This window comes from Parasaccharibacter sp. TMW 2.1891, from assembly GCF_023337675.1.
Classification (GTDB): Bacteria; Pseudomonadota; Alphaproteobacteria; order Acetobacterales; family Acetobacteraceae; genus Bombella; species Bombella apis.
On the sequence record NZ_QORT01000002.1, the window covers coordinates 29,572 to 50,811 of the forward strand.

Sequence of the window (21,240 nt, forward strand, 5' to 3'; positions counted from 1 at the left end):
TTATACTCCCGGCCAGGAGTCAGGCCACGCCAAGATGGCATGGTATCAGAGAAAAGGAGACAGGATGAAGGAGGGGGTTCTTCAGGCACTGGATGATTTCATTCTGGACAGGCTGTTCCAGCCCGTTGCGGACCGTCTGCCAGGTGCCATGTCTGCCTGGAGCATCGGCATCAATTTTGAGCTTGGGTCCGTCGTTCTCCAGTTTGCCTGCCTTCTGGCACCGTTGCTGATGTACGGGGCCTCCATCAGCGAGAGTGTCCAGTCCGTTCTGGTACTTCTGTGCAGTATCGTGCTGTTTGTCGGCTTCCAGCGGTTCCGCCCATTGGTGAGGCCGAACACGCTCAATCCCCTGCGCCCGCTGATGCGCAGCCTGCGGCTGATCTGTCTGGCCTTTCTGGTTTATGAGACCATATCCGTTTTCATGGCTCCGTCTTCTCCGGCCACATGGTTGTGGAACCGTCTGGGCCTGCTGTCGCAGCTGGCGTTTGTGACGGGTCTGTATTTCATGGCCTGCCAGCCCCGTCCGCCGGAGGAAGAACGCAGGGCCGCAAGACGTCGTGTCGAACTGAGAGGAGTCGTGACTGATGGCATATGACCGGATGAAGGTAGCCTCCCTGTGTGGGCTGCTGCTGGGCGTGGTCTGGACTGGGGGGCATGAGGCCGTGGCAGGTGATGAAACGGCTGCGTCTCTCCAGGCTCAGTCTGTCGCACCGGTACAGGACAGAAAGCCTGGTCCATCACCCCGCAAAAAGGCCGTCCCAGCCCGGAAGGCCGAGAATCATCTCCTGATTCCCCTGCCGGCCGATGAGGTCGTGGGGCGGCAGGATGTCGATTATACATGCAGCCTGGATGAGAAGAAGGCGGGTGACGATGTCCGGTCCCTGCGGACTTCCCTGCCTGCTGGCCGTTTCACGGTGACCTATCTGACAGCAGATATCATGGCATTGGCCATTCTGCCCGTGGATGGTCGTGTGCTGGTGTTTTCCAATGTCGTGGCGGCTGATGGTGCCAAATATGTGGCAGGCAGCTATAGCTGGTGGTCGAAGGGTGATGAGGTCACGTTTGCCCGTGAGGGGAAGGATGATGTGTTCTTTTCCTGCCATGTCGTCCCTTCCGGTGGGAAAACGGCTGATCATTGAGCATGGGGCAGATGCCCTGCAGCAATGGAAGCGGAAATACAGAAAAGGGCTCCCCAGAGAGGGAGCCCTTTCCATGTGGGGGAGACTGTTTTAAATCGCCCCCCGGAACCCGGCTTCATTGGATGGATCGTGCTAGGTAACGAAGCCGGATTCCATCTCTTTCAGCCTTCAGCCACGCAGGATCTCGGCAGCCTTGACCATGTTGGTGATGGCCGGGCGGACTTCCTTCCAGTTGCGGGTCTTCAGGCCGCAATCCGGGTTCACCCAGAGCTGGCGGCGGGCAACCTTCTTCTCTGCCGCACGCAGCAGCTCGACCATTTCCTCGACGGACGGAACACGGGGGGAGTGAATGTCATACACGCCCGGGCCGATTTCGGCAGGGTATTTGTGATCGGTGAAGGCTTCCAGCAGTTCCATCTTGGAGCGTGCCGTCTCGATGGAGATCACGTCAGCATCCATGTCGGCGATGGCCTGGATGATGTCGTTGAACTCGGAGTAGCACATGTGGGTGTGGATCTGCGTTTTGTCCTGCACGCCGCTGGCCGTGACACGGAAGCTTTCCACGGCCCAGTCCAGATAATGCTGCCAGTCCTTGCGGCGCAGGGGGAGACCCTCACGCAGGGCGGCTTCGTCAATCTGGATGACGGGGCAGCCAGCCTTCTCCAGGTCCTGCACTTCGTCACGGATGGCGAAGGCGATCTGGCGGCATGTCTCCGAGCGTGGCTGATCGTCACGGACGAAGGACCAGTTCAGGATCGTGACCGGGCCTGTCAGCATCCCCTTGACCGGCTTCCTGGAGCAGGACTGTGCATACTGCCACCAGTCGAGCGTCATGGCTGCCGGGCGGGAGACATCACCAAAGATGATGGGCGGGCGGACATAGCGGGAACCGTAGGACTGCACCCAGGCATGTTTGGTGAAGACGAAGCCTGAAAGCTTCTCACCAAAATACTGCACCATGTCGTTGCGCTCGAACTCGCCATGCACGAGGACGTCCAGCCCGACTTCTTCCTGCCACTTGATGGCGGATGCCGTCTCCTTCTGGAGGAAGGCCACGTAATCCTGCGTGGAGAGTTCCTTCTTGGCGTGGCGGGCACGGGCCTGACGCACTTCCTTCGTCTGCGGGAAGGAGCCGATGGTGGTGGTGGGGAAGAGCGGCAGCTTCAGGGCCTCTTCCTGCGCCTTCTGGCGGACAGGGAAGGCGGACTGACGCTGTGTCAGCTTGGCATCCTTCTGGGCGGCACGCTTCTTCACATCCTGATTATGGATGCGTGTGGAGGTGCGGCGGCTCTCGGCAGCAGCATCGGAGGCGTCCAGAACGGCCTTCACGCTCTCATGGCCTTCGTTGAGGGCCTTGGCGATGGTGGCGAGTTCGGCAATCTTCTGCACGGCAAAGGCCAGCCAGTTCTTCACCTCGGCATCCAGCTGCGTCTCACGCTCCAGATCAATCGGCGTGTGCAGCAGGGAGCAGGACGGGGCCACGATGATGTCACGCTTGGCGGCAACCGGAGCGATGTGCTTCAGAATTCTGGAAAGGTCGGCCTTCCAGATGTTCCGGCCATCAATCACGCCGAGGGAGAGCAGCAGGTCCGGGCGTGCCTTGGCAACGACGTCCTCCAGCTGGTGCGGGGCACGGACCAGATCGACATGCAGGCCATGAACCGGCAGGGACAGGGCTGTCTCCAGATTGTCACCGAGCCCGCCGAAATAGGTCGTCAGCAGCAGCCTGATGTCAGGAACGGCACTGGTGAGGCTCTGATAGGCCAGGGCAAAAGCCTTGCGGGTGGCATCATCAAGGTCCAGCACCAGGGTCGGCTCATCAATCTGGACCCATTCGGCCCCAGCCTGACGCAGCTCACGCAGCACCTCGGTATAGACGGAGAGCAGCCCCGGCAGCAGGTCCAGCTTGTTGAAGGCGGCACCGTGGGCCTTGCCCAGCAGCAGGAAGCTTACCGGCCCCAGCAGGACAGGGCGTGTCTCGATGCCCTGAGCCTTGGCTTCCCTGTATTCGTCAATGATCTTGGTGGAGGAGAGGCTGAAGCTCTGCCCTTCTTTGAATTCCGGCACGAGGTAGTGATAGTTCGTGTCGAACCACTTCGTCATTTCCGCAGCGGGAACATCGGTGGCGGCATGGTGATGACAGGAACAGTCGTGGGCATGGTCCCCGGCCTCTTCCCCACCGGCGACCTGACGGCCACGGGCGATGGCAAAATAGGTGGTGAGGTCCACCTTGCCACCCTTGTGGCCATAGATATCCGGCACGGCCCCGACCAGGGCGCTGGTATCCAGCACATGGTCATAGAGGGAGAAATCGTTGGAGGGGATGATGTCCGCTCCCTGCTCCTTCTGGCGGGTCCAGTTCTCCTTGCGGAGGCTGGCGGCGGTCTGGAGCAGCTCGGCCTCGCTGCTGTTGCCGGCCCAGAAACTTTCCAGAGCCTTTTTCAGTTCACGGCGACCACCGATACGGGGAAAGCCCAGTGTTGCGACGCGTACGGTCATGACATGCCTCCTGGCGTTGGGTGGGCACCGTTCCATTTGCCTTCCACCACCCTGCGGGATGTGCCGCCGGGGGAGAAAGGCAAACGGGCGGGCGGTATCTGCCCCACCGATGAGATCGGGACTGCCTCCGGGAGGCAGCCGGGAAAAGCGTCCGGTCCATCCCCTGCACGGGGTGGGGAGACAGGCCGGGCTGTGCTTCGGGAACCAGAAGTGACAGGGCTTTTTAAATGTGTCAACAGATATTGCATATATAATGAAGTCATTATATATAGTCTGCATGGATCGTGCTCTTATAATCTTTCAGGCTCTTGCAGAGCCGACGCGTCTGAGAATTTTGCGCCTGCTGCGCGAAATGGAGTTGTCAGTTGGCGAACTGGCCCAGGTTCTGGGCCAGAGCCAGCCGCGGGTTTCCCGGCATGTAAAGGTGCTGGCGGAGGCCGAACTGGTGGAGCGCCGCAAAGAAGGGAGCTGGGTTTTTCTTGCCCTTGGGGACGAGAATGACCTGGAGCCCATTTTTGCAGCGTTGGACCATTGGCGGCGTTATCACGAGGAGGATGATGACGAGATGGGCCGGGCGGACCGGCAACGCCTCCAGGCCGTGCGGAATGTCCGCATGGGTGAGGCCGAGGACTGGTTTGAGGTTCATGCAGCGGAGTGGGATGCGATTCGCTCCCTGCATGTTTCGGAAGAATCGGTCGAGTCGGCCATCGTGAAACTGGTGGGTGATGGACCGCTCGGGCGTGTTGTGGATATCGGGACGGGGACAGGGCGCATGCTCGAGCTTCTGGCCCCGCAGTGTGAAAGCGCCATCGGGTTTGACCGCAGCCCCTCCATGTTGAGGTTGGCCCGGGTCAAGCTGGAAGAGAACCGGACGGCGGATGGAGAAGAGATCAAGCTGCGGCAGGGCAATTTCTATGCCCTGCCACTGGCTGCAGGCTCGGCTGATCTGACCATTCTGCATCAGGCGCTGCGTTATGCGCAGCACCCGGCCGCCGTCATTGCCGAGTCGGCCCGGATTCTCAGCCCCGGCGGGCGTCTGCTGGTGGTGGATTTTGCCCTGCATGACCGTGAGGAACTCCGCACACGGGATGCCCACATGTATCTCGGCTTCAGTGATGACCGCATGAAACAATGGTTCGAGGCGGCAGGGCTGGAAGCAGACCCCCCTGTCTCTCTCGATGGAGAATTGACGGTGAAGCTCTGGATGGGCCGCTTGCCGTTGGATCAGCAATCAAGGGTTACGTAGAACCGTATGTAAAAGGAACTGGCATCATGCCTGAGGTCTCATTTGAATTCTTCCCGGCGAAAACGGATGAAAAATCCGCAGCTCTGCTGCGTGTCGCCCAGCGGCTCACGGCTTATGAGCCCCGCTTCATGTCTGTCACCTATGGGGCAGGCGGTTCCTCACGGGAACGGACTCTGGAGACCTTGCGGCAGATGTTGGCCAGGGTATCGACTCCTCTTGCGGGGCATCTGACCTGCGTCAATGCGTCCCGGGGAGAGGTGGACGATGTGGCCAGAGCCTATTGGGACAATGGAGTGAAGCATATCGTAGCTTTGCGGGGGGATCCGCCGGTGGCAAAAGGGGCGGCGGCAACGCCCTACGTGCCACACCCGCAGGGCTACCGCTATGCAGCAGACCTCGTGGCGGGGTTGAAGAAGGTTGCTCCTTTCGAGATTTCTGTCGCAGCTTATCCGGAGACTCATCCGGAAGCGGAGTCGTCCCAGTCAGACATCGATCATCTCAAGGAGAAGTTTGATGCCGGGGCAGACAGGGCCATCACGCAGTTTTTTTTCAACCCCGAGAGTTTTCTGCGTTTTCGGGATCGTGCCGTGAAGGCAGGAATCACCAGGCCCATCGTGCCGGGCATCCTGCCCATAGGTCGGGCGTCGCAGGCATGGCGCTTTGCCCGGATGTGCGGTGCCTCCGTGCCGGAGGAACTCAAAGCCCTGTTTGAGGGGGTGGATGATCTGGCTCCGATCCGCTCCCGCCTGAGTGCCGTGGTGACAGACCGCATCTGCCAGCGTCTGAGAGATGAAGGGGTGGAGCATTTCCATTTCTACACGCTCAATCAGAGCGCACCCACGTCAACTCTCTGCACGTTGCTGGGCCGCCAGCGCTGCCATGCTCTGGTGGAGAACGTGGCCTGAGGGTGTTCCCGTACTCATGCGCTCCTTCTTCACCGGAGGGGCGCTGCAACGTGGGGTCATGAAGGTAAAAACCCCCGGCTCTGCCATGCAGGACCGGGGGTTTTCATGGAGCATGTCTCAAGCCACCTTCAGGACAGGGTGGCCGGAAACATCATTTGGTGTCCCGCTGCTTGCTCGGGGCCAGAATCATGATCATCTGGCGATTCTCAAGGCGAGGCATCTGTTCGGCCTTGGCAATATCTTCCACGGACTCACGGATGCGATGCATCATCTTGGCACCGAGGTCCTGATGGGCCACTTCACGTCCTTTGAAGCGCAGGGAAACCTTGACCTTGTCACCTTCCTCCAGGAAGGAGCGGACGGCCTTGGCCTTGGTCTGGAAGTCGTGCTCACCCGTACCCGGGCGGACCTTCACTTCCTTGATCTCGATGACCTTCTGCTTCTTGCGGGCTTCGTTACGTTTCTTCTGCTGTTCGTACTTGAACTTGCCGTAATCGAGGATCTTCGCAACCGGGGGCTCCGCCGTCGGGCTGATTTCCAGCAGGTCCAGTCCTTCAGAAAAAGCACGGGAAAGAGCCTCACGCGTCGGCATGATGCCGATCATTTCGCCTTCGGCGTCGATAACACGTACCTGCGGCACCCGGATCTCTTCATTGACACGTGGCCCATCGCGGTTCGGGGCGGCGTGAAACGGCGGTCTAGCTATGGTCATCTCCTGTTGATGCTGCGGCCCCATCACTGATGAAAGAGCAACGGGACTCAAACTACCTGTTCAGATTCATACCCCCCGCACCGGTATGGTGCAAGGGGGCAGACGCAGGAGAGATCAGGCCGTTTTCCGGGAGGCAGCCCGCAGGATATCCGGCGGTGTGGCTTCCTCCACCAGTGCGGCGATGATCTCATCGGCAGCCATCACATTCTGTGCCTGTTCACCAAGACGGCGGACGCTGACAGTGCCTTCTTCCGCTTCCCGGCGGCCGACCACGAGCATGACCGGCACCCGGGCCAGACTGTGCTCACGCACCTTGGCGTTGATCTTCTCATTGCGGACATCCGCCTCGGCATGAAGACCGGCCTTGCGCAGACGTTCGGTGACTTCGAGCGCATAATCGGCGGCATCGGTGACGATGCTGGCTACCACAACCTGCGTCGGGGCCAGCCAGAGCGGGAACTTGCCTGCATACTGTTCGATCAGGATACCCAGGAAGCGTTCGAAGCTGCCAAGGATGGCACGGTGCAGCATGACAGGGCGGTGGCGGGCACTGTCCTCACCGATGTAGGAGGCATCCAGCCGTTCCGGCAGGACGTAGTCCACCTGGAGCGTGCCACACTGCCAGTCACGCCCGATGGCATCGGTCAGGACGAATTCCAGTTTCGGACCATAGAAGGCCCCTTCACCGGGATTCAGCTCATACTCCACGCCGACCATTTCGCAGGCCCGCTTGAGGGCCCCCTCGGCCCGGTTCCACACCTCGTCAGACCCGGCACGGGTTTCGGGACGGTCGGAGAATTTCACACGGAAACTCTCGAAGCCGAAATCCCTGTAGACCTCGCCCAGCATGGTGACGAAACGGGCCGTTTCTTCGGCGATCTGGTCATCCGTGCAGAAAATGTGGGCGTCATCCTGCGTGAAGCCCCGCACCCGCATGATGCCATGCAGGGAGCCGGACGGTTCGTACCGGTGGCAGGCGCCGAATTCCGCCATGCGTAGTGGCAGTTCACGGTAGGAGCGCAGGCCGTGACGGAAAATCTGCACATGGCAGGGGCAGTTCATCGGCTTGAGGGCGAGGGTTTTGTCCTCATCCTCCACCGTGGCGATGAACATGTGCTCACGGTACTTGTCCCAGTGGCCGGAGGCTTCCCAGAGGGTCCGGTCCACCAGCTGCGGGGTGCGGACTTCCTGATAGTCATTCCGGTTCTGGGCACGGCGCATGTAATCCTGCACCGCCGTGTAGAGGCGCCAGCCCTTCTGGTGCCAGAAAATCTGGCCGACCGCCTCTTCCTGAATGTGGAAGAGGTCCATGTCCCGGCCGATGCGGCGATGGTCCCGCTTTTCGGCTTCCTCAAGCCGCAGGAGATAGGCCTTCAGTTCCTTCTTGTCCCGCCATGCCGTGCCGTAGATGCGGGTCAGCATGGGGTTGCGGTGGTCACCACGCCAGTAGGCCCCGGCCACCCGCATCAGCTTGAAGGCGTTGCCGACATCCGCCGTGCTGCGGAGGTGTGGCCCACGGCAGAGGTCCAGCCATTCGCCCTGACGGTAGATGGAGATTTCCTCACTTTCCGGCAGGTCCCGGATCAGCTCGGCCTTGAACTTTTCACCACGTTTCTCGAAGAAGGCAATGGCCTCGTCCCGGTCCCACACCTCACGGGTGAAGGCATCGCCCCGTGTGATGATCTCGGCCATCTTGGCTTCGATGGCTTCAAAGTCGGCTGGTGTGAAGGGTTTGTCCCGGAAGAAGTCGTAATAGAAACCATCCTTGATGCTCGGGCCGATGGTGACCTGCGTTCCCGGCCAGAGCTCCTGCACGGCCTCGGCCATGACATGGGCGGCATCGTGGCGGATCATCTCCAGCACGTCATCATCCTTGCGGGTGATGAAGCGGACGGTGCTGTCTTTGCTGATCGTGAAACCAAGGTCCACGGCTTTGCCATCAACTTCCATGGCCATGGCGGCACGGGCGAGACCCGGCCCGATGGCCTCGGCGATGGTTGTCCCGGTCACTGCCCCATCGAAGGTGCGAATGCTTCCATCGGGCAGGGTAATGGCGGGCATGGAGGAACTCCTTGGTTGTTGGTCAGAAGAGGATGCTGCCCTTGTATGAAAGGAAAGGCGCAGCAGACAGAGATGGGGCGAAAATGGCCTTTTATGGCGCTGTCCTGCAAGCCCTAATATGCAGCCAGATGGAGGAAGGGCGGTTTTTTGCCGGTTCCTGCCAGTTTTCGGGGCAGGGTCGGCTGGTCACGTTTTGTCGATCAACCATGCCTCTGAAGTGTCAGGCGGGCCTGCATGAGGGGTCGGCCCCAGTCTTCCAGCAGTCTGAGAACCCGTTCCGGGTGCAGGGTGGAGAGGTCGGGGCAGTCCAGTACCCGGCTCTGCCCGGGCGTGATGCTGAGGGGGGCACAGCGTCTCGGGTCACTGTCGGCGGAAAAGAGGGTCAGGGTTGGGCAGTCCATCGTGGCGGCCATGTGCAGCGGGCCGGTGTCATTGCCTATGCAGAGCAGGGCACGGTGGAGCAGCCCGGCCAGAGCGGGAAGGTCCGTCCGGCCTGTCAGGTCCAGTGCCTGCGGAACCCGGGAGCGGATGATGTCTGCCAGTGGGCGGTCCGCCGTACTGCCGATGATGACGGGCTGGCAGCCCCACGTGTCGAGAGCCTGTGCCAGCGTGGCAAAATGGAGGGCAGGCCAGCGTTTCGCCGGGCGGTGTGGTGCGGCCCCGGGCACGAGCACGGCATAGGGGGCGGGCAGGTATGGGCCTCGGTTCTTGAGAAATTCCGGGACGGTACGGGGCAGGGAAGGGAGTCCAGCCGCCCGGAGCTGATCGGCCTGCCGCACGAGCGTGTGCATCTGGCGGGCTTGTGGATTGAGATGGGGCAGGCTGGCCCGCCTGTTCTGGCCGGACCAAACAGTGCCGGGGCGGACAAGATGGAAATAGCGGGCTGTCCGGCCGGAATTCTGGAGGTCAAACACCATGTCCATCTGTCGCAGGATGTGGCGGATTTTCAGCCAGTGGCGCAGATTGGTGAAGGGAGGCCGGTCATCCGTGGCGATGGCATCGAACCACGGGCAGCACGAGGCCAGATCATGATAGGGACTGGCTGTCAGGAGAGTGACATGGTCGTGGGGGAAAGCATGACGGATGGAGGCAAAGGCTCCAAACGCCTGAAAGAGATCTCCCAGAGCACCATGACGGATGATCAGTATCTTCTGCGGCATGAGGCTCCGGGTGATCGTTCCGGGAATCAGTCCTTCTTTTCGGGAGGCTGACCCGTTGAGGAAGCGTTGGAGACGATGACCATGGCTGGCTTCAGCAGGCGGTCTTTCAGCATCCATGTTGGCGTCCATGCCTGCACGACATGGTTGGGCGGAAGGTGGTCGACTTCCTGCTCCTGCATGGCCTGATGCAGGTTGGCATCAAACGGTCCGTGTGTCGGGTCCAGTCTGGTGATGCCATTCCGTTCCAGAATGGAGAGGAAGGAGCGCTCTGTCCCTTCGAATCCTTCCCGCAGGCGGGTGATCAGGGCATCCTCGCCCTCTTCATGCGGGGGCAGGGCGGACAGGCCACGGTGCAGGTTCTCGGCGGCTTCGACGACATCACGGGCGAATTTCTGAACGGCGTAATGGCGGGTGTCTTCAATCTCGCGCTTGTGGCGGGCACGGAGATTCTGGTTGTCCGCTTCGGAGCGCTTCCAGCGGTCTTCCATCTCAGCCAGTTTCTCTTCAAGGGCGGCAATGCGCTCCTCGGCAGTGCCGGTCCCGGCCTGTTCTTCCGTAGCGTGAGCCTCATGCGCCTCGGCCTGGGATGCCGTGTTGTGCGGCTGGGCTTCGTGCTGTGTGGTATCGGTCTGTGGCATGTCGGTATGAGAAGTCTGTTCTGTCATATCGTGACCCTGTTTCCGTCTTCGTGAGCACATTTCCTGCGGACTCGACTCACTATGCCCTTTCGGGTTTTCGTGATTGCAGCGGCAGGATGCGCTCCTTTCGTGCCTCTAGGAGATAGTGTCCCATGCGGCAAAAGCAAGGGGGGAGGTAGTGCTGGGGAAGGGTGGCGCTGAATTTTGGATGGCAGCGTAAAAAAACACAATTTACATAATGGGCTAGCGGAATTACCGGGATTCAATGTATAATGTTGTCAGAATAGTGGCATGTGTTGGCAGTCGTCTTCCTGTTAATATTTGCTGTAAACAGTCTTAACTTTGTGTTGAGATTTTTTTGTTGCTTGTTATGTTGCAAGGCACAGGAGTTTGCATGAAGAAGACCACTTTCCCTCCCGTGGTTCCGTCTCACACGGAAGAGAAACATGGTTCCAAGGCCCAGCAGGTTCCGGTCATTGCCCTGGTGGATGATGACCGGAACATTCTGACATCTGTTCAGATGACGCTGGAGGCCGAGGGTTTCACGGTTCATGTCTATACGGATGGGGAAAGTGCCCTGCAGGGTATCCTGTCCCGCTCGACATCCCTGGCGGTGCTGGATGTCAAGATGCCCCGCATGGACGGGATGGAGCTTCTGCGTCGGCTGCGCATGCGTTCGAGCAGCCTGCCTGTCATTTTCCTGACCTCCAAGGATGAAGAGATGGACCAGCTCATGGGGCTGCGCCTGGGGGCGGATGATTATATTACCAAGCCTTTTTCTGTTCGCCTGCTGGTGGAGCGGATCCGTGCCCTGCTGCGTCGGCATGAGGTCAGTCAGGCGGAAATCACGGGGGAGGCTGGGGCAAGCAGCAGCATCTTGGTCCGCGGTGCGCTGGCGCTGGATGAAGCCCGGCACCAGTGCCTCTGGAATGGTCAGGAGGTGGCGCTGACAGTTACCGAGTTTCTGCTCGTCAAGGCACTTGTCGTGCGTCCGGGGCTGGTGAAATCCCGCGACCAGCTGATTGATGCGGCTTATGGGGACAGCATTTATGTTGATGACCGTACGATCGACAGTCACATCAAACGGGTCCGCAAGAAGTTCCGTCGGGTGGATGAATGTTTCAATCATATCGAGACCCTTTACGGTGTCGGGTACCGCTATCGGGAGTGAGGTGATCCTATGGCCTGCCCTGGAGAGATCATGTCTGTCGGCACTGGCAGGGTTCTGTCATGATTACCGGGCATGACGAGCTGATAAGCCCCCTGCGGAGCACCTGGGAGTATCTGCGTGCCGTGCGGCTGCGGCGCTGGGTTTCGCCGCTGACGAGCCGGCTTCTGCTGGTCAATTTTCTGCCGCTGCTGTTCATGGGGGGGCTGCTTCTTTCCATCAATGAGGTACGCAACACGCTGCTGAATGACAGTGTGGATAGCCTGCGGGAGCAGGCCCGCATTTATGCCTCTGTTCTCCAGCAGGCGCAGAAGGTCGATCCTGAAAGCGGGGAGGTCGAGCTGGATACGAAGGTGGCCCACCTTTTTCTGGATGACATGATCCGTTTCAGCCGCAATGCGCAGGTCCGGCTTTATGCGCCCAACGGGTCCTTGCTGACAGAAAGCGCCAGGGGCGGCGTCCTGACGGCATCCGGCACCCGCTGGCAGCCGAATGTCAATGTGGTTGACCGTATTTATGGCTGGGTCCTGTCCCTGATTCCTCTCAGGACCAGAGAGGGGGATGTCCCTCTGGACAATTCGACGACATCACAGAATTTCGGGCAGGATACGGGTGAGGATGTCCATCTCAGTGCCCGGGAGGACCTGCCACCCTATATTCGGCAGACTGCCCAGCATGAGCTGGTCATGACCGTTGTGGCGCCCGTCGTGGTGAATGGGGAGACGGTCGGCGTCCTTCAGCTGACCCGTCACAATGCGGATATCGATCGGGCCATCATCAAGGTGCGATGGGTCATCGTCATCATGATGCTGATGAGCATGGGAGCTGCCGTCCTGCTGTCGTGGTATTTTGCGATGACACTGTCCCGGCCCTTGCGTCGCCTTGTCGTGCGGTCGCGGGAGATGCGTGAGCCCGGGCAGGGGCGGGTGGATGGTCTGCCCTATGCTCTGCTCAGCCGCCGGGATGAGATTGGTGAACTCGCCCGGACCCTGCGTGAGAGTGCACTGGCCCTGTGGGCCAGAATGGATGATGTGGAACGTTTTGCATCGGAAGTCAGCCATGAGCTGAAGAATCCTCTGTCTTCCATCCGCTCGGCTCTGGATACCCTGCCCCGCATTGCGGATGTTCAGGCCCGGGACCGGCTGCTTGGTATCCTCGGGCGGGATGTCCAGCGGCTGGAACGGCTGATAGCGGACATTTCCTTTGCCAGCCGGGTTGAGGGAGAGCTCAAGCGGGGCGGGCGTGTGGTGGTTGATGTCGTGGCGCTGCTGGAGCTGTTTGTCGAGGTGAACCAGGCCACCCGCAAGGAGCATGCTGCCAGGCTGGTGCTGTCCATTCCGGAAGGGGAAGAACCCCTCAATGTGATGGTCGGGCGGGATGGGCTTGTCCAGGTCCTGCATAATCTGATCGGCAATGCGAAGTCCTTTTCCCCGCCGGATGGTATCATCCGGCTTGCTGTCCGTGTCATGAAGGGGCTGCCGAAGCTGGCCGAAGATGGCACCATCTACCCCGGTGGCCCGACCATAGAGATTGCCGTGGAGGATGACGGGCCTGGCATACCGCCTGCAAAGCTGGACAGCATATTTGAGCGCTTTTACTCGGAACGTCCCCCCGGGGAGAATTTCGGGAAGCATTCCGGCCTGGGGCTGGCCATCAGCCGGCAGATCATTCTGGCCTTCGAGGGAACCCTGCACGCAGAGAACCGGGAAGAGCTGGATCCGGAAACCCAGCAGAGCCGCATCTGTGGGGCCCGCTTTGTCATCCGTCTGCCCCGCTTTACGGCTGCGGCACTTCCGCCTGTTCCGGAGTAGGCAGGCGGGGGTCTGTTTCTTGTGGGTTGGAGACTGTGATATGCTCCACTGCGCTGGCAGTTCCGCCAGCGTGATGCAGGGAAACAGGTCATGGGTATGAGGATGCAGGGCCGGTCTTCACGGGGTATTGTTCTGGTGACGGGTCTTTCCGGCGCCGGGAAGGCCTCCATCCTTCATATGCTGGAAGACCTTGATTACGAGGTGGTGGACAATCCGCCGCTGGACCTGTTTGAGGCGCTGATTACCCGGACAGGGTCCCGTCTGGCCATCGGGGTGGACGTGCGCAGCCGGGGGTTTGATGCCCATCGGATCGTGGATTTTCTGACACTGGCCCGTCGTGAACCAGACTGTTCGGCTCAGCTGGTTTTTGCCACGGCGGATTATGATGTCCTGCTACGCCGGTTCACCGCCACAAGGCGGCGCCATCCTCTCGCCGGGGAAGGTGGCCTGCGCCCTGCGCTGGAGCAGGAGGCCGGACTGCTGGAACCGCTGCGGGCCGTGGCTGATTTCGTGATAGATACCAGTGACCTGCCCCTGCCGGACCTGCGCCAGATGATCGAGGCCCGTTTCAGTGCCGGGGTTGGGACCATGCTGTCCGTGGCACTCATGTCTTTTGCCTATCCGGCAGGTCTGCCGCGGGAGGCAGATATCGTGCTGGATGCCCGTTTCCTGAGAAATCCGCATTATGATGAGGAGCTGCGGCCCCATACGGGGCTGGAGGCCAGCGTGGCGGAGTATGTGAAGGCGGATCCGTTCTACCAGCCTTTTTACAGCCATGTATTGGGGCTGGTGCAGACCGTGTTGCCCCGTTTTGCGCAGGAAGGGAAAAAATACGTCACCATTGCCGTTGGCTGTAGCGGGGGGCGGCATCGTTCCGTCACGGTCGTGGAGGCGTTGGCACAGGACCTGGCAGCCGACCCGATGATCGGGGAGCTTCGGGCCCCGGTGATGGTGCTGCATCGGGAGCTGGCCCGCAACGGACTGGCCTCATGCCGCTGGGCCGTGCCACCATTGGATGGTACGGCATGAAGGCGGCGCATGGGAAGCCGGACAGGATGGAGGAACCGGGCGGGCCGGCGTTCAGCCGGGATGTCATGGCCCGGCTGGAAGAGGCCACTTGCTGGTGCCGACATCACGGGCAGAAACTGACCCCGGTCCGCCGCCTGGTTCTGGGACTTGTTCTTTCGGAAACCAGACCGCTGGGCGCTTACGATATTCTTTCCCTTTTGCGGGCCTATCAGCCGAGGGCCGTGCCGCCGACCGTCTATCGGGCTCTGGATTTTCTGCTGGAGCAGGGGTTGATCCACCGGATAGAGCGCCTGAGCGCCTTTGTGGGCTGTCATCACCGGCTGGACTGTGAAGAGCATTGCACGTCCCATGGTGCGTGGGGTGCCCATAGGGCCCAGTTCCTGATCTGTCGGAGCTGTGGTCAGGTGCAGGAGCTGGAGCAGGATGTTGTGGCGGCGGTGCTGTTGCAGTCTGCCCGGGGGCAGGGGTTTCGGGCTGAGGCCGCCACGGTGGAGATTGAGGGAGTCTGTGCCCGTTGCGCCGGAGAAAGGAAGGTAAGGGAAAATTAAGGCCTGCCCTGTTTTCCTGCCATGCAGACATATGGTTTGTCTTTCTGAAAGATCAGGTAGATCAGGGAGTTATGCGACCTCTCAGAACTGTGATCCTGTGGTCAGTCATGGTGCGTAGGTTAAATTGTTTTTTATGATATGGAAGATTCTCTTCAGGGAGTTTTCCCTCCAGTAATAAAGGTCCGATTGTTATGAACGGGACAGCTGAATCTCCACGGTCTGCTGTGGATCCCGCTGCCAGGCGGAGAGTGCTCTTCATCTGCATTCTTGCCTCTTTGGCGGGGCTGATGTGCGGTATGGACATCGGGGTAATTTCCGGTGTGCTGAGGCCGTTTGGTATCGAGTTCCATGCCTCCACCGTGGCGCTGGAGTGGATTGTTGGGGGTATGCTTGTCGGCGCCACGATTGGCGCCCTGACAGGGGGACAGCTGACCCAGCGTCTGGGCCGCAAATACACGCTGACGACCGCTGCGGCTTTCTTCTCCATAGGGGCGGCTGGCTGTGCGGCTTCCCAGTCCATCACCATGATGATCATCTGCCGTGTGCTGGTGGGCATGGGCATGGGCCTTTCCGACTTCTGCACGCCACTTTATCTTTCCGAGGTAGCCCGGACGGAACAGCGTGGTGCCATGGTCTCGCTGTACCAGCTGCTCAAGACGATCGGTATTTTCCTGGCCTTCTTCTCCAACAGCTGGTTCGCCCCCTCCGGTGCATGGCGCTCCATGATGGTGGTAGAGGCCGTGCCGGCTGTCGTGTTTCTGGTGATTTTCCTCTGCCTGCCGCAGAGCCCACGCTGGCTGATGCTCAAGGGCCGTGAGGAAGAGGCTCTGGAGACGATGACAAAGCTGCGTGATGCGCCGTCCCAGGCCCGGCAGGAGCTGAAGGCCATTGGCGAGCAGTTGCAGACCAAGGAAGAGGGCTGGAAGCTGCTGCGGACCAACAGCAACTACCGCCGTTCCCTCGGACTGGGCATGTTGCTGATGGTCATGCAGCAGTTCGCTGGCATCAACATCATCATGTACTACGCCCCGCGTATTCTGGAGACAGCCCATTTCAGCCTTGAGGCCCAGATGTGGTGTACGGCGCTGATCGGCCTTGTGAACGTGCTGATGACATTTGTGGCCGTTGGTTATTCCGACCGCTGGGGCCGCAAGCCGATCCTCTATGCCGGGTATGCCAGCATGGCAGCCAGCATGGCCATTCTTGCCTTCCTGCTGTGGTACGGGACGACGACCCTTGCTCTTCAGCTTCTGGCTCTTGGCATGATCATCATCTTCGTGGGTGGGTTCGCCATGTCCGCCGGGCCGCTCATGTGGGTCATCTGCTCGGAGATCCAGCCTGCCGCAGGGCGCAGCCTTGGCATCTCCATCTCTACCGGGACAAACATGCTGAGCAACCTTCTTATCGGCACGACATTCCTCAGTGTGCTGGAGCTGATTGGCGGCCCCAATACTTTCTGGCTGTTTGCCGGATTCAACGCCATCTGTGTCGTGTTACTTTATCTCTTCGTTCCAGAAACAAAGGATGTTTCGCTGGAAACTATTGAGAAGCGCCTCATGAGTGGTGTAAAACTGCGTGATCTTGGTAGTTGATTGAAGATCAGCCCTGTTCATGCACTGCCGGGCAGGAGGGACAGTCCGTCTCTTCTGCCCGGTTTCGTGTCTGGCCGGTGGGGCTGGTCTGCATCAGGGAGGTTGCGCCCTTTACATGGTAGATGAAGTTGATCCCCGTTCTGTATCCCCAGGGACAGGCGATGATGACGATGCGTCATTTTTCGATCCCACGAAATTCAAGATTCTTGTCATTGGTGGTGTTGCGGCCCTTGCGGGGCTGATGTCTGGTATTGATATCGGCGTGGTTTCCGGTGCGCTGGATCTGTTTTCCCGGGAGTTTCATCCTTCCACACTGGCGCTCTCATGGGTTGTCAGTGCCATGATGGCCGGTGCGGCCCTTGGCTCGGTGAGTGCCAGCAAGCTGGCCCAGAAGGTCGGGCGCAAGCGGGCGTTGATCTGCGGGGCCGCAGTGTTCGTGATTGGGGCACTGGGCTGCTTCCTGAGCTGGTCTGTCGCCTCCATGATCTCCTTCCGGGTTGTGATGGGCTATGCCATCGGGCTGTCCGCCTTTACGGCGCCGCTCTATCTTTCTGAAATTGCCAGTGAAGATACCCGTGGTGCGATGATCTCCACCTACCAGCTTATGCTGACGATCGGCATATTCGTGGCTTTTCTGGCTGATGCCTATTTTTCCTATCGTGGCAGCTGGCGGAGCATGTTTGCTTTTGCAGCCTTCCCGGCAACGCTGTTTCTTATCGGGGTTCTGTTCCTGCCTTACAGTCCGCACTGGCTGGTGATGAAAGGCCGCCACAAGGAGGCGCGGAGAATCCTGCTGGACCTGCGGGATGACCCGCTGGAGGCCGCCAAGGAGATTCAGGCCATCCGCCAGCAGCTGGAAACGAAGCAGGAAGGGTGGGCACTGCTGAAGCGCAACAGCAATTTCCGTCGTTCCGTGCTGCTGGGTATTGGCCTTCAGGCCATGCAGCAGCTGGCGGGCATCAACATCGTCATGTTTTATGCTCCGAAGATTCTTCAGGCTGCCCATTTTGATACACATGCGCAGGTCTGGTGTACGGCCATCATCGGGCTGGTGAACATGCTGGCCACGTTCGTGGCGGTTGGTCTGGTGGATCGCTGGGGCCGCAAGCCCATTCTTTATGTCGGTTTTGCCGTCATGGCGCTGACAATGGGGGCTCTTGCAGCCCTGTTGCATGAGGGTATGGCGGAGCAGGCTTCCCAGATGATCGCCGTGTTCGTGCTGATGGTTTTCTGCGCTGGTCATGCCATGTCGGCGGGGCCGCTCATGTGGGTGCTGTGTGCAGAGATCCAGCCCATTCAGGGGCGCAATTTCGGCATGTCCGCTTCTACCCTGATGAACTGGCTGGCCAATATGGGCGTGAGTGTCAGCTTTCTGCCGCTGATGGAGGCCTTTGGGGCCTCTGGCACGTTCTGGCTTCTGGCCGTTCTGAACTTCATTTTCATTGGTCTGACATATCTGTACGTGCCGGAGACCAAAGGCATGTCTCTGGCCAAGATTGAAGAACGGCTGATGAGTGGCGTGAAGCTGCGCAAACTTGGGCGCTGAGCCATGGCGGTCAGCCTGTCTGGCACGAAGAGAAAAAAGGCTCACCAGTCCTCTGGTGAGCCTTTTTCAATGAAGGGAATGGGCCTGCCCTCCCTGTTCTTACAGGATGAAGGGGGCCAAGGCGCCCAGATGGCTGTGCAGTTCCCTGTATTGTGGCGCCTGTAAATGGAGGGCCAGAAGAGGGAGAAGCCATACGGTGGTTTCCCGGTCGATGGCTGTCAGGGTGGAAATGGTGTCCAGCGTGAAGGTTGGAGCGCCCAGAGCCATCTCCAGCAGGTTGAAGGGCGACAGGCTCAACCAGGAGGCCCCTGAGGGTGTGGTCTCCTGAGGAATGGTGATGAAACATTCCCAAAGGCTGACGGCCTGCCTGTCAGGCGCCATTGGTTCCGTGGGAGGAGAGCAGAGAAAACGTTTCTGGCCCCCATGCTGCCTCAGGGCAATGGCTGTCTGTTCGATGACAGGCAGGATGTCGTAGCGGGGCAGGCCGGTGAGGCGGCCATCATGCAGGATGAAGAAGTCCCGTATCCTGTCCTTTTCATCTAGGCCGAACAGAAAGGCGGCTTCGGGATGGATCAGGCTCTGGATCAGGAAAAGCTGGAACTCACCCCCCTGCTGCTCGGCACTGCCAAGGTCCTGGAGCAGATCATTGACGAGACCGGGATGGCGGGCATCCTTCGGATGCAGGGAAAAGACCCGGAAGCCAGCCGGATTCTGCCGGGTTGAGGGGGGAGTCAGGCCGGGGATGGGAGGGTGCTGACGCCGCATCTCTTCCAGCACGGTCATGGCCCCTGCCGTGATGACCGGCCTGACCCAGCGCAGAACGTCCGACGTCTTTTCACGGGGGACCGTGTCTTCAATGTCGTTCCATTGGGCCAGCTGGTGGTCTGAAAGGGTGAGCTGGAGGTCTTTGCGGTTGAGGACCCGTTTGACGAACTGTTCCAGACTGCGCCGCTGGAAATGCATCAGGCTGGCAACAGCCCAGTCAGGATACCCCACCGTAATGCCGGGTACGGCAGACCAGGCAACAGGCGCACCGGATGAGGTGACATAACGCCCTTCGGCCAGCGCAAAATAATGGACATTGACCCATTTGCCTTTCTTCCAGCAATGAGGGCGGATGAAGCTCTTTACATGCCGGTTGATGGCCTCTCCCGCCGTGCTGTGGCGGCTGAAACTGTGGAAAGGCGGCAGGCTGGGTGTCGTGATGTGGTTGTCATGGCCATAAACCTGCCAGTGCAGGGCTACTGCACCGGCATCGGCAGGCAATGATTCCAGAAATTCCGGCAGGGTTTCGTGGGCGTACAGCCTGACATATTCGTCCGTATCCAGAAAACCCACCCAGTCGTAAGACTGTTCATCCATGGCAATGGCCGACAGGGCATCAAGATAGACCTGTCTCTGGCGCTCTGCATGGTCCTGGCTGGACAGGTCAAGGCTGTGCTCACGGATATGGAAAAGGCGCACATCCCAGTGCAGGCTGGCGGCCGTGATGAGATCCCTCGTGCCATCATCTGAATCATCATCAAACAGGATGAAACTGTCCACACCGAGGAGGGCATGCCAGGCCAGCCAGTACAGTATGTCGTGTGCTTCGTTTTTGACGATGCCGACCAGAGCAGTCTTCATGGTGCTACGTGGCCCCTGCGTTACGGTGATTCAGCGCCGGAGAGAGGCGAGGGTGCGGATGCCGGAGCGGCTCATCTCGTGCAGCAGCTCCTGCTTCAGCCGGGTGAGGACGGCGGGCCCTTCGTAGATGAAGGCCGTGTAGACCTGTACGAGGTCCGCCCCCATTTTCAGACGCTCGAGAATGTCTTTTCCGGTTTCGATGCCGCCGGAAGAAACGAGGCAGAGGCGGCCATTGTTCAGGTCGCTCACGAGCTGGAGCACATGGCGGGCCCGTTCGGCCAGTGGCGCACCGGAGAGGCCTCCGGCCTCCTCACGGTGAGGGTCCGTCAGGCTGGCGGGACGGGCCAGCGTGGTGTTGGTGAGAATGAGACCATCAGCGCCACCGTCCAGTGCCGTCTGGAGGATGGGGCCATAGGCGTCATCTTCAAGATCAGGGGCAAGCTTCACCAGCAAAGGGGGGCGGTCGGGATGGGCGGTCTGTATGGCATCCAGCAGGCGGGCCAGCATGTCGGTAGCCTGAAGGTCCCGCAGGCCGGGGGTGTTGGGGGAGGAGAGGTTGATGGTGATATAATCGGCGTAGGATTTCGTCCGGCCTACCAGGGCGGGGTAGTCCACAAGCGGGTCTGCCCCTGTCTTGTTGATGCCCAGATTGATTCCCAGCGGAACACCGGCGGCTTTTACGGTGCCATTCCCGTCCGGGCGGAAAAGGGGTGTCAGGTTCTGGCAGAACCGGTCAATCCCACAGCTGTTGAAGCCCATGCGGTTGATGATGGCGTGGTCATCGACCAGACGGAACAGGCGGGGCCGGGGATTGCCCGGTTGGGGCCGGGGTGTGACCGTGCCGGTCTCCACAAAGCCGAAGCCGAGTCTGGCCAGCCCCCGCACGGCCCGGGCATTCTTGTCGAACCCTGCTGCAAGGCCGATCGGGTTGGGGAAGGAAAGACCCAGAGCTTCCGTCCGGAGGGCCGAATGATCGGGTTTGCCGCGACCGGCGAGGCCGTGGGCAATGCTGTGGATGGCAAGCTCATGTGCAGTTTCAGGGTTGAGACGGCGCAGAAGCCACGTGGCTGTTTTTCCGATATCGAGCATTCACTCTTCCCTTACTGACAGTTAAGAACCTTTCAGAACGCATGGTCGTTCTTGTCAAGACAATTTGCGGTATTGATGACTGTTGTGTGGCTTTGCAGAGAGGGAGTTGCGCCATGTCGATGAAACGGGAGCCGGAGCCATGAGCTGGGATGACCTGTACCTGGAAACCTGCTGCCGTTCGGCCCTGCACCGGCTTGTGCTGAGCGGTGAAACGGGCCGCCCGGTCGGCCCCCCGCCGGAAGGGCGGATGCCCGATTTCCGGGCCCCTCTCAAGGACCGGTCCTGCCTGCTGCGGCTGGCTGGCATGGGGCTGGCCCGGCAGAGGGATGACGGACGTTTTGAGGTCACACCGGCTGGGGAACAGCGTCATGACCGGGAGATTCTTTCCATGAGGCGGGCCCGGCGGCGCAGGCAGGGGTGAGGCAGCCGCCATTTGCGCTTTGAAGGCCGTAACTGTAAAATCCCGCCCCG

At 60.1% G+C, this 21,240-nt stretch carries 18 protein-coding genes; 11 read left to right on the plus strand and 7 right to left on the minus strand.

Annotated features, from left to right (window positions below):
- The first annotated feature begins 64 nt into the window (after window positions 1–64).
- Together DTJ15_RS05600 and DTJ15_RS05605 are read left to right on the plus strand one after the other, a co-directional pair.
- Entirely contained in the window at window positions 65–595 is a 531-nt protein-coding gene (locus DTJ15_RS05600) for a hypothetical protein (protein ID WP_043558433.1), read from the plus strand.
- Window positions 585–1,139, plus strand: coding sequence for an MliC family protein (locus DTJ15_RS05605; protein WP_249085870.1), 555 nt, complete (start codon window positions 585–587; stop codon window positions 1,137–1,139). Before DTJ15_RS05600 ends, DTJ15_RS05605 begins: the two co-directional genes overlap by 11 nt.
- 168 nt (window positions 1,140–1,307) lie before the next feature.
- On the opposite strand, the gene metE is transcribed toward DTJ15_RS05605, so the two are convergent.
- Window positions 1,308–3,638 carry a 5-methyltetrahydropteroyltriglutamate--homocysteine S-methyltransferase gene (gene metE, locus DTJ15_RS05610; protein WP_249109638.1) on the minus strand — a complete coding sequence of 777 codons (2,331 nt, stop codon included), beginning with the start codon at window positions 3,636–3,638 and terminating at the stop codon, window positions 1,308–1,310.
- A gap of 277 nt (window positions 3,639–3,915) precedes the next feature.
- Here metE and DTJ15_RS05615 point away from each other — a divergent pair, with 277 nt between their 5' ends.
- Together DTJ15_RS05615 and metF are read left to right on the plus strand one after the other, a co-directional pair.
- Complete coding sequence (locus DTJ15_RS05615) at window positions 3,916–4,884, plus strand: metalloregulator ArsR/SmtB family transcription factor (RefSeq protein ID WP_043557984.1); 969 nt, start codon at window positions 3,916–3,918, stop codon at window positions 4,882–4,884.
- A gap of 26 nt (window positions 4,885–4,910) precedes the next feature.
- Complete coding sequence (metF, locus tag DTJ15_RS05620; RefSeq protein WP_043557985.1) at window positions 4,911–5,789, plus strand: methylenetetrahydrofolate reductase [NAD(P)H]; 879 nt, start codon at window positions 4,911–4,913, stop codon at window positions 5,787–5,789.
- A 151-nt stretch (window positions 5,790–5,940) separates the two neighbouring features.
- On the opposite strand, the gene infC is transcribed toward metF, so the two are convergent.
- The 4 genes from infC to DTJ15_RS05640 form a co-directional block, all read right to left on the minus strand.
- Window positions 5,941–6,501: a translation initiation factor IF-3 gene (gene infC / locus DTJ15_RS05625; RefSeq protein WP_043557988.1), complete on the minus strand. Its 561-nt coding sequence runs from the start codon at window positions 6,499–6,501 to the stop codon at window positions 5,941–5,943.
- A 114-nt stretch (window positions 6,502–6,615) separates the two neighbouring features.
- Window positions 6,616–8,562, minus strand: a complete 1,947-nt coding sequence (thrS, locus tag DTJ15_RS05630) for a threonine--tRNA ligase (protein WP_043557991.1) — start codon at window positions 8,560–8,562, stop codon at window positions 6,616–6,618.
- 200 nt (window positions 8,563–8,762) lie between these two features.
- A complete protein-coding gene (locus DTJ15_RS05635; protein ID WP_081562833.1) occupies window positions 8,763–9,722 on the minus strand; it encodes a glycosyltransferase family 9 protein in 960 nt (319 codons plus the stop codon).
- A gap of 26 nt (window positions 9,723–9,748) precedes the next feature.
- A complete protein-coding gene (locus DTJ15_RS05640) occupies window positions 9,749–10,387 on the minus strand; it encodes a nucleotide exchange factor GrpE (RefSeq protein ID WP_052348887.1) in 639 nt (212 codons plus the stop codon).
- Between the two features lie 367 nt (window positions 10,388–10,754).
- Here DTJ15_RS05640 and DTJ15_RS05645 point away from each other — a divergent pair, with 367 nt between their 5' ends.
- From DTJ15_RS05645 to DTJ15_RS05670, 6 genes are all read left to right on the plus strand, one after another.
- Window positions 10,755–11,531 carry a response regulator transcription factor gene (locus tag DTJ15_RS05645; RefSeq protein WP_081562832.1) on the plus strand — a complete coding sequence of 259 codons (777 nt, stop codon included), beginning with the start codon at window positions 10,755–10,757 and terminating at the stop codon, window positions 11,529–11,531.
- Between the two features lie 59 nt (window positions 11,532–11,590).
- Window positions 11,591–13,339 (plus strand): sensor histidine kinase, encoded by a 1,749-nt coding sequence (locus DTJ15_RS05650; RefSeq protein WP_081562831.1) that lies wholly within the window; start codon window positions 11,591–11,593, stop codon window positions 13,337–13,339.
- 96 nt (window positions 13,340–13,435) lie between these two features.
- The gene (rapZ, locus tag DTJ15_RS05655; protein ID WP_373364573.1) at window positions 13,436–14,368 is read left to right on the plus strand and encodes an RNase adapter RapZ; all 933 of its coding nucleotides are present in this window, start codon (window positions 13,436–13,438) and stop codon (window positions 14,366–14,368) included.
- Window positions 14,369–14,394: 26 nt separating this feature from the next.
- Window positions 14,395–14,916, plus strand: a complete 522-nt coding sequence (locus DTJ15_RS05660; protein ID WP_043558441.1) for a Fur family transcriptional regulator — start codon at window positions 14,395–14,397, stop codon at window positions 14,914–14,916.
- 191 nt (window positions 14,917–15,107) lie between these two features.
- On the plus strand, window positions 15,108–16,508 hold the full coding sequence (locus tag DTJ15_RS05665) for a sugar porter family MFS transporter (protein WP_052348889.1): 1,401 nt from the start codon (window positions 15,108–15,110) through the stop codon (window positions 16,506–16,508).
- Window positions 16,509–16,623: 115 nt separating this feature from the next.
- Window positions 16,624–18,054 carry a sugar porter family MFS transporter gene (locus DTJ15_RS05670; protein ID WP_043557999.1) on the plus strand — a complete coding sequence of 477 codons (1,431 nt, stop codon included), beginning with the start codon at window positions 16,624–16,626 and terminating at the stop codon, window positions 18,052–18,054.
- 99 nt (window positions 18,055–18,153) lie between these two features.
- Here DTJ15_RS05670 and DTJ15_RS05675 read toward each other — a convergent pair whose 3' ends face one another.
- Together DTJ15_RS05675 and DTJ15_RS05680 are read right to left on the minus strand one after the other, a co-directional pair.
- Window positions 18,154–19,680, minus strand: coding sequence for a glycosyltransferase family 2 protein (locus DTJ15_RS05675; protein ID WP_043558002.1), 1,527 nt, complete (start codon window positions 19,678–19,680; stop codon window positions 18,154–18,156).
- Window positions 19,681–19,710: 30 nt separating this feature from the next.
- Window positions 19,711–20,769 (minus strand): quinone-dependent dihydroorotate dehydrogenase, encoded by a 1,059-nt coding sequence (locus tag DTJ15_RS05680; RefSeq protein ID WP_043558005.1) that lies wholly within the window; start codon window positions 20,767–20,769, stop codon window positions 19,711–19,713.
- Between the two features lie 139 nt (window positions 20,770–20,908).
- Between DTJ15_RS05680 and DTJ15_RS05685 the strand changes: the two genes are divergently transcribed.
- Complete coding sequence (locus DTJ15_RS05685) at window positions 20,909–21,190, plus strand: hypothetical protein (protein WP_043558447.1); 282 nt, start codon at window positions 20,909–20,911, stop codon at window positions 21,188–21,190.
- Window positions 21,191–21,240: the final 50 nt, after the last annotated feature.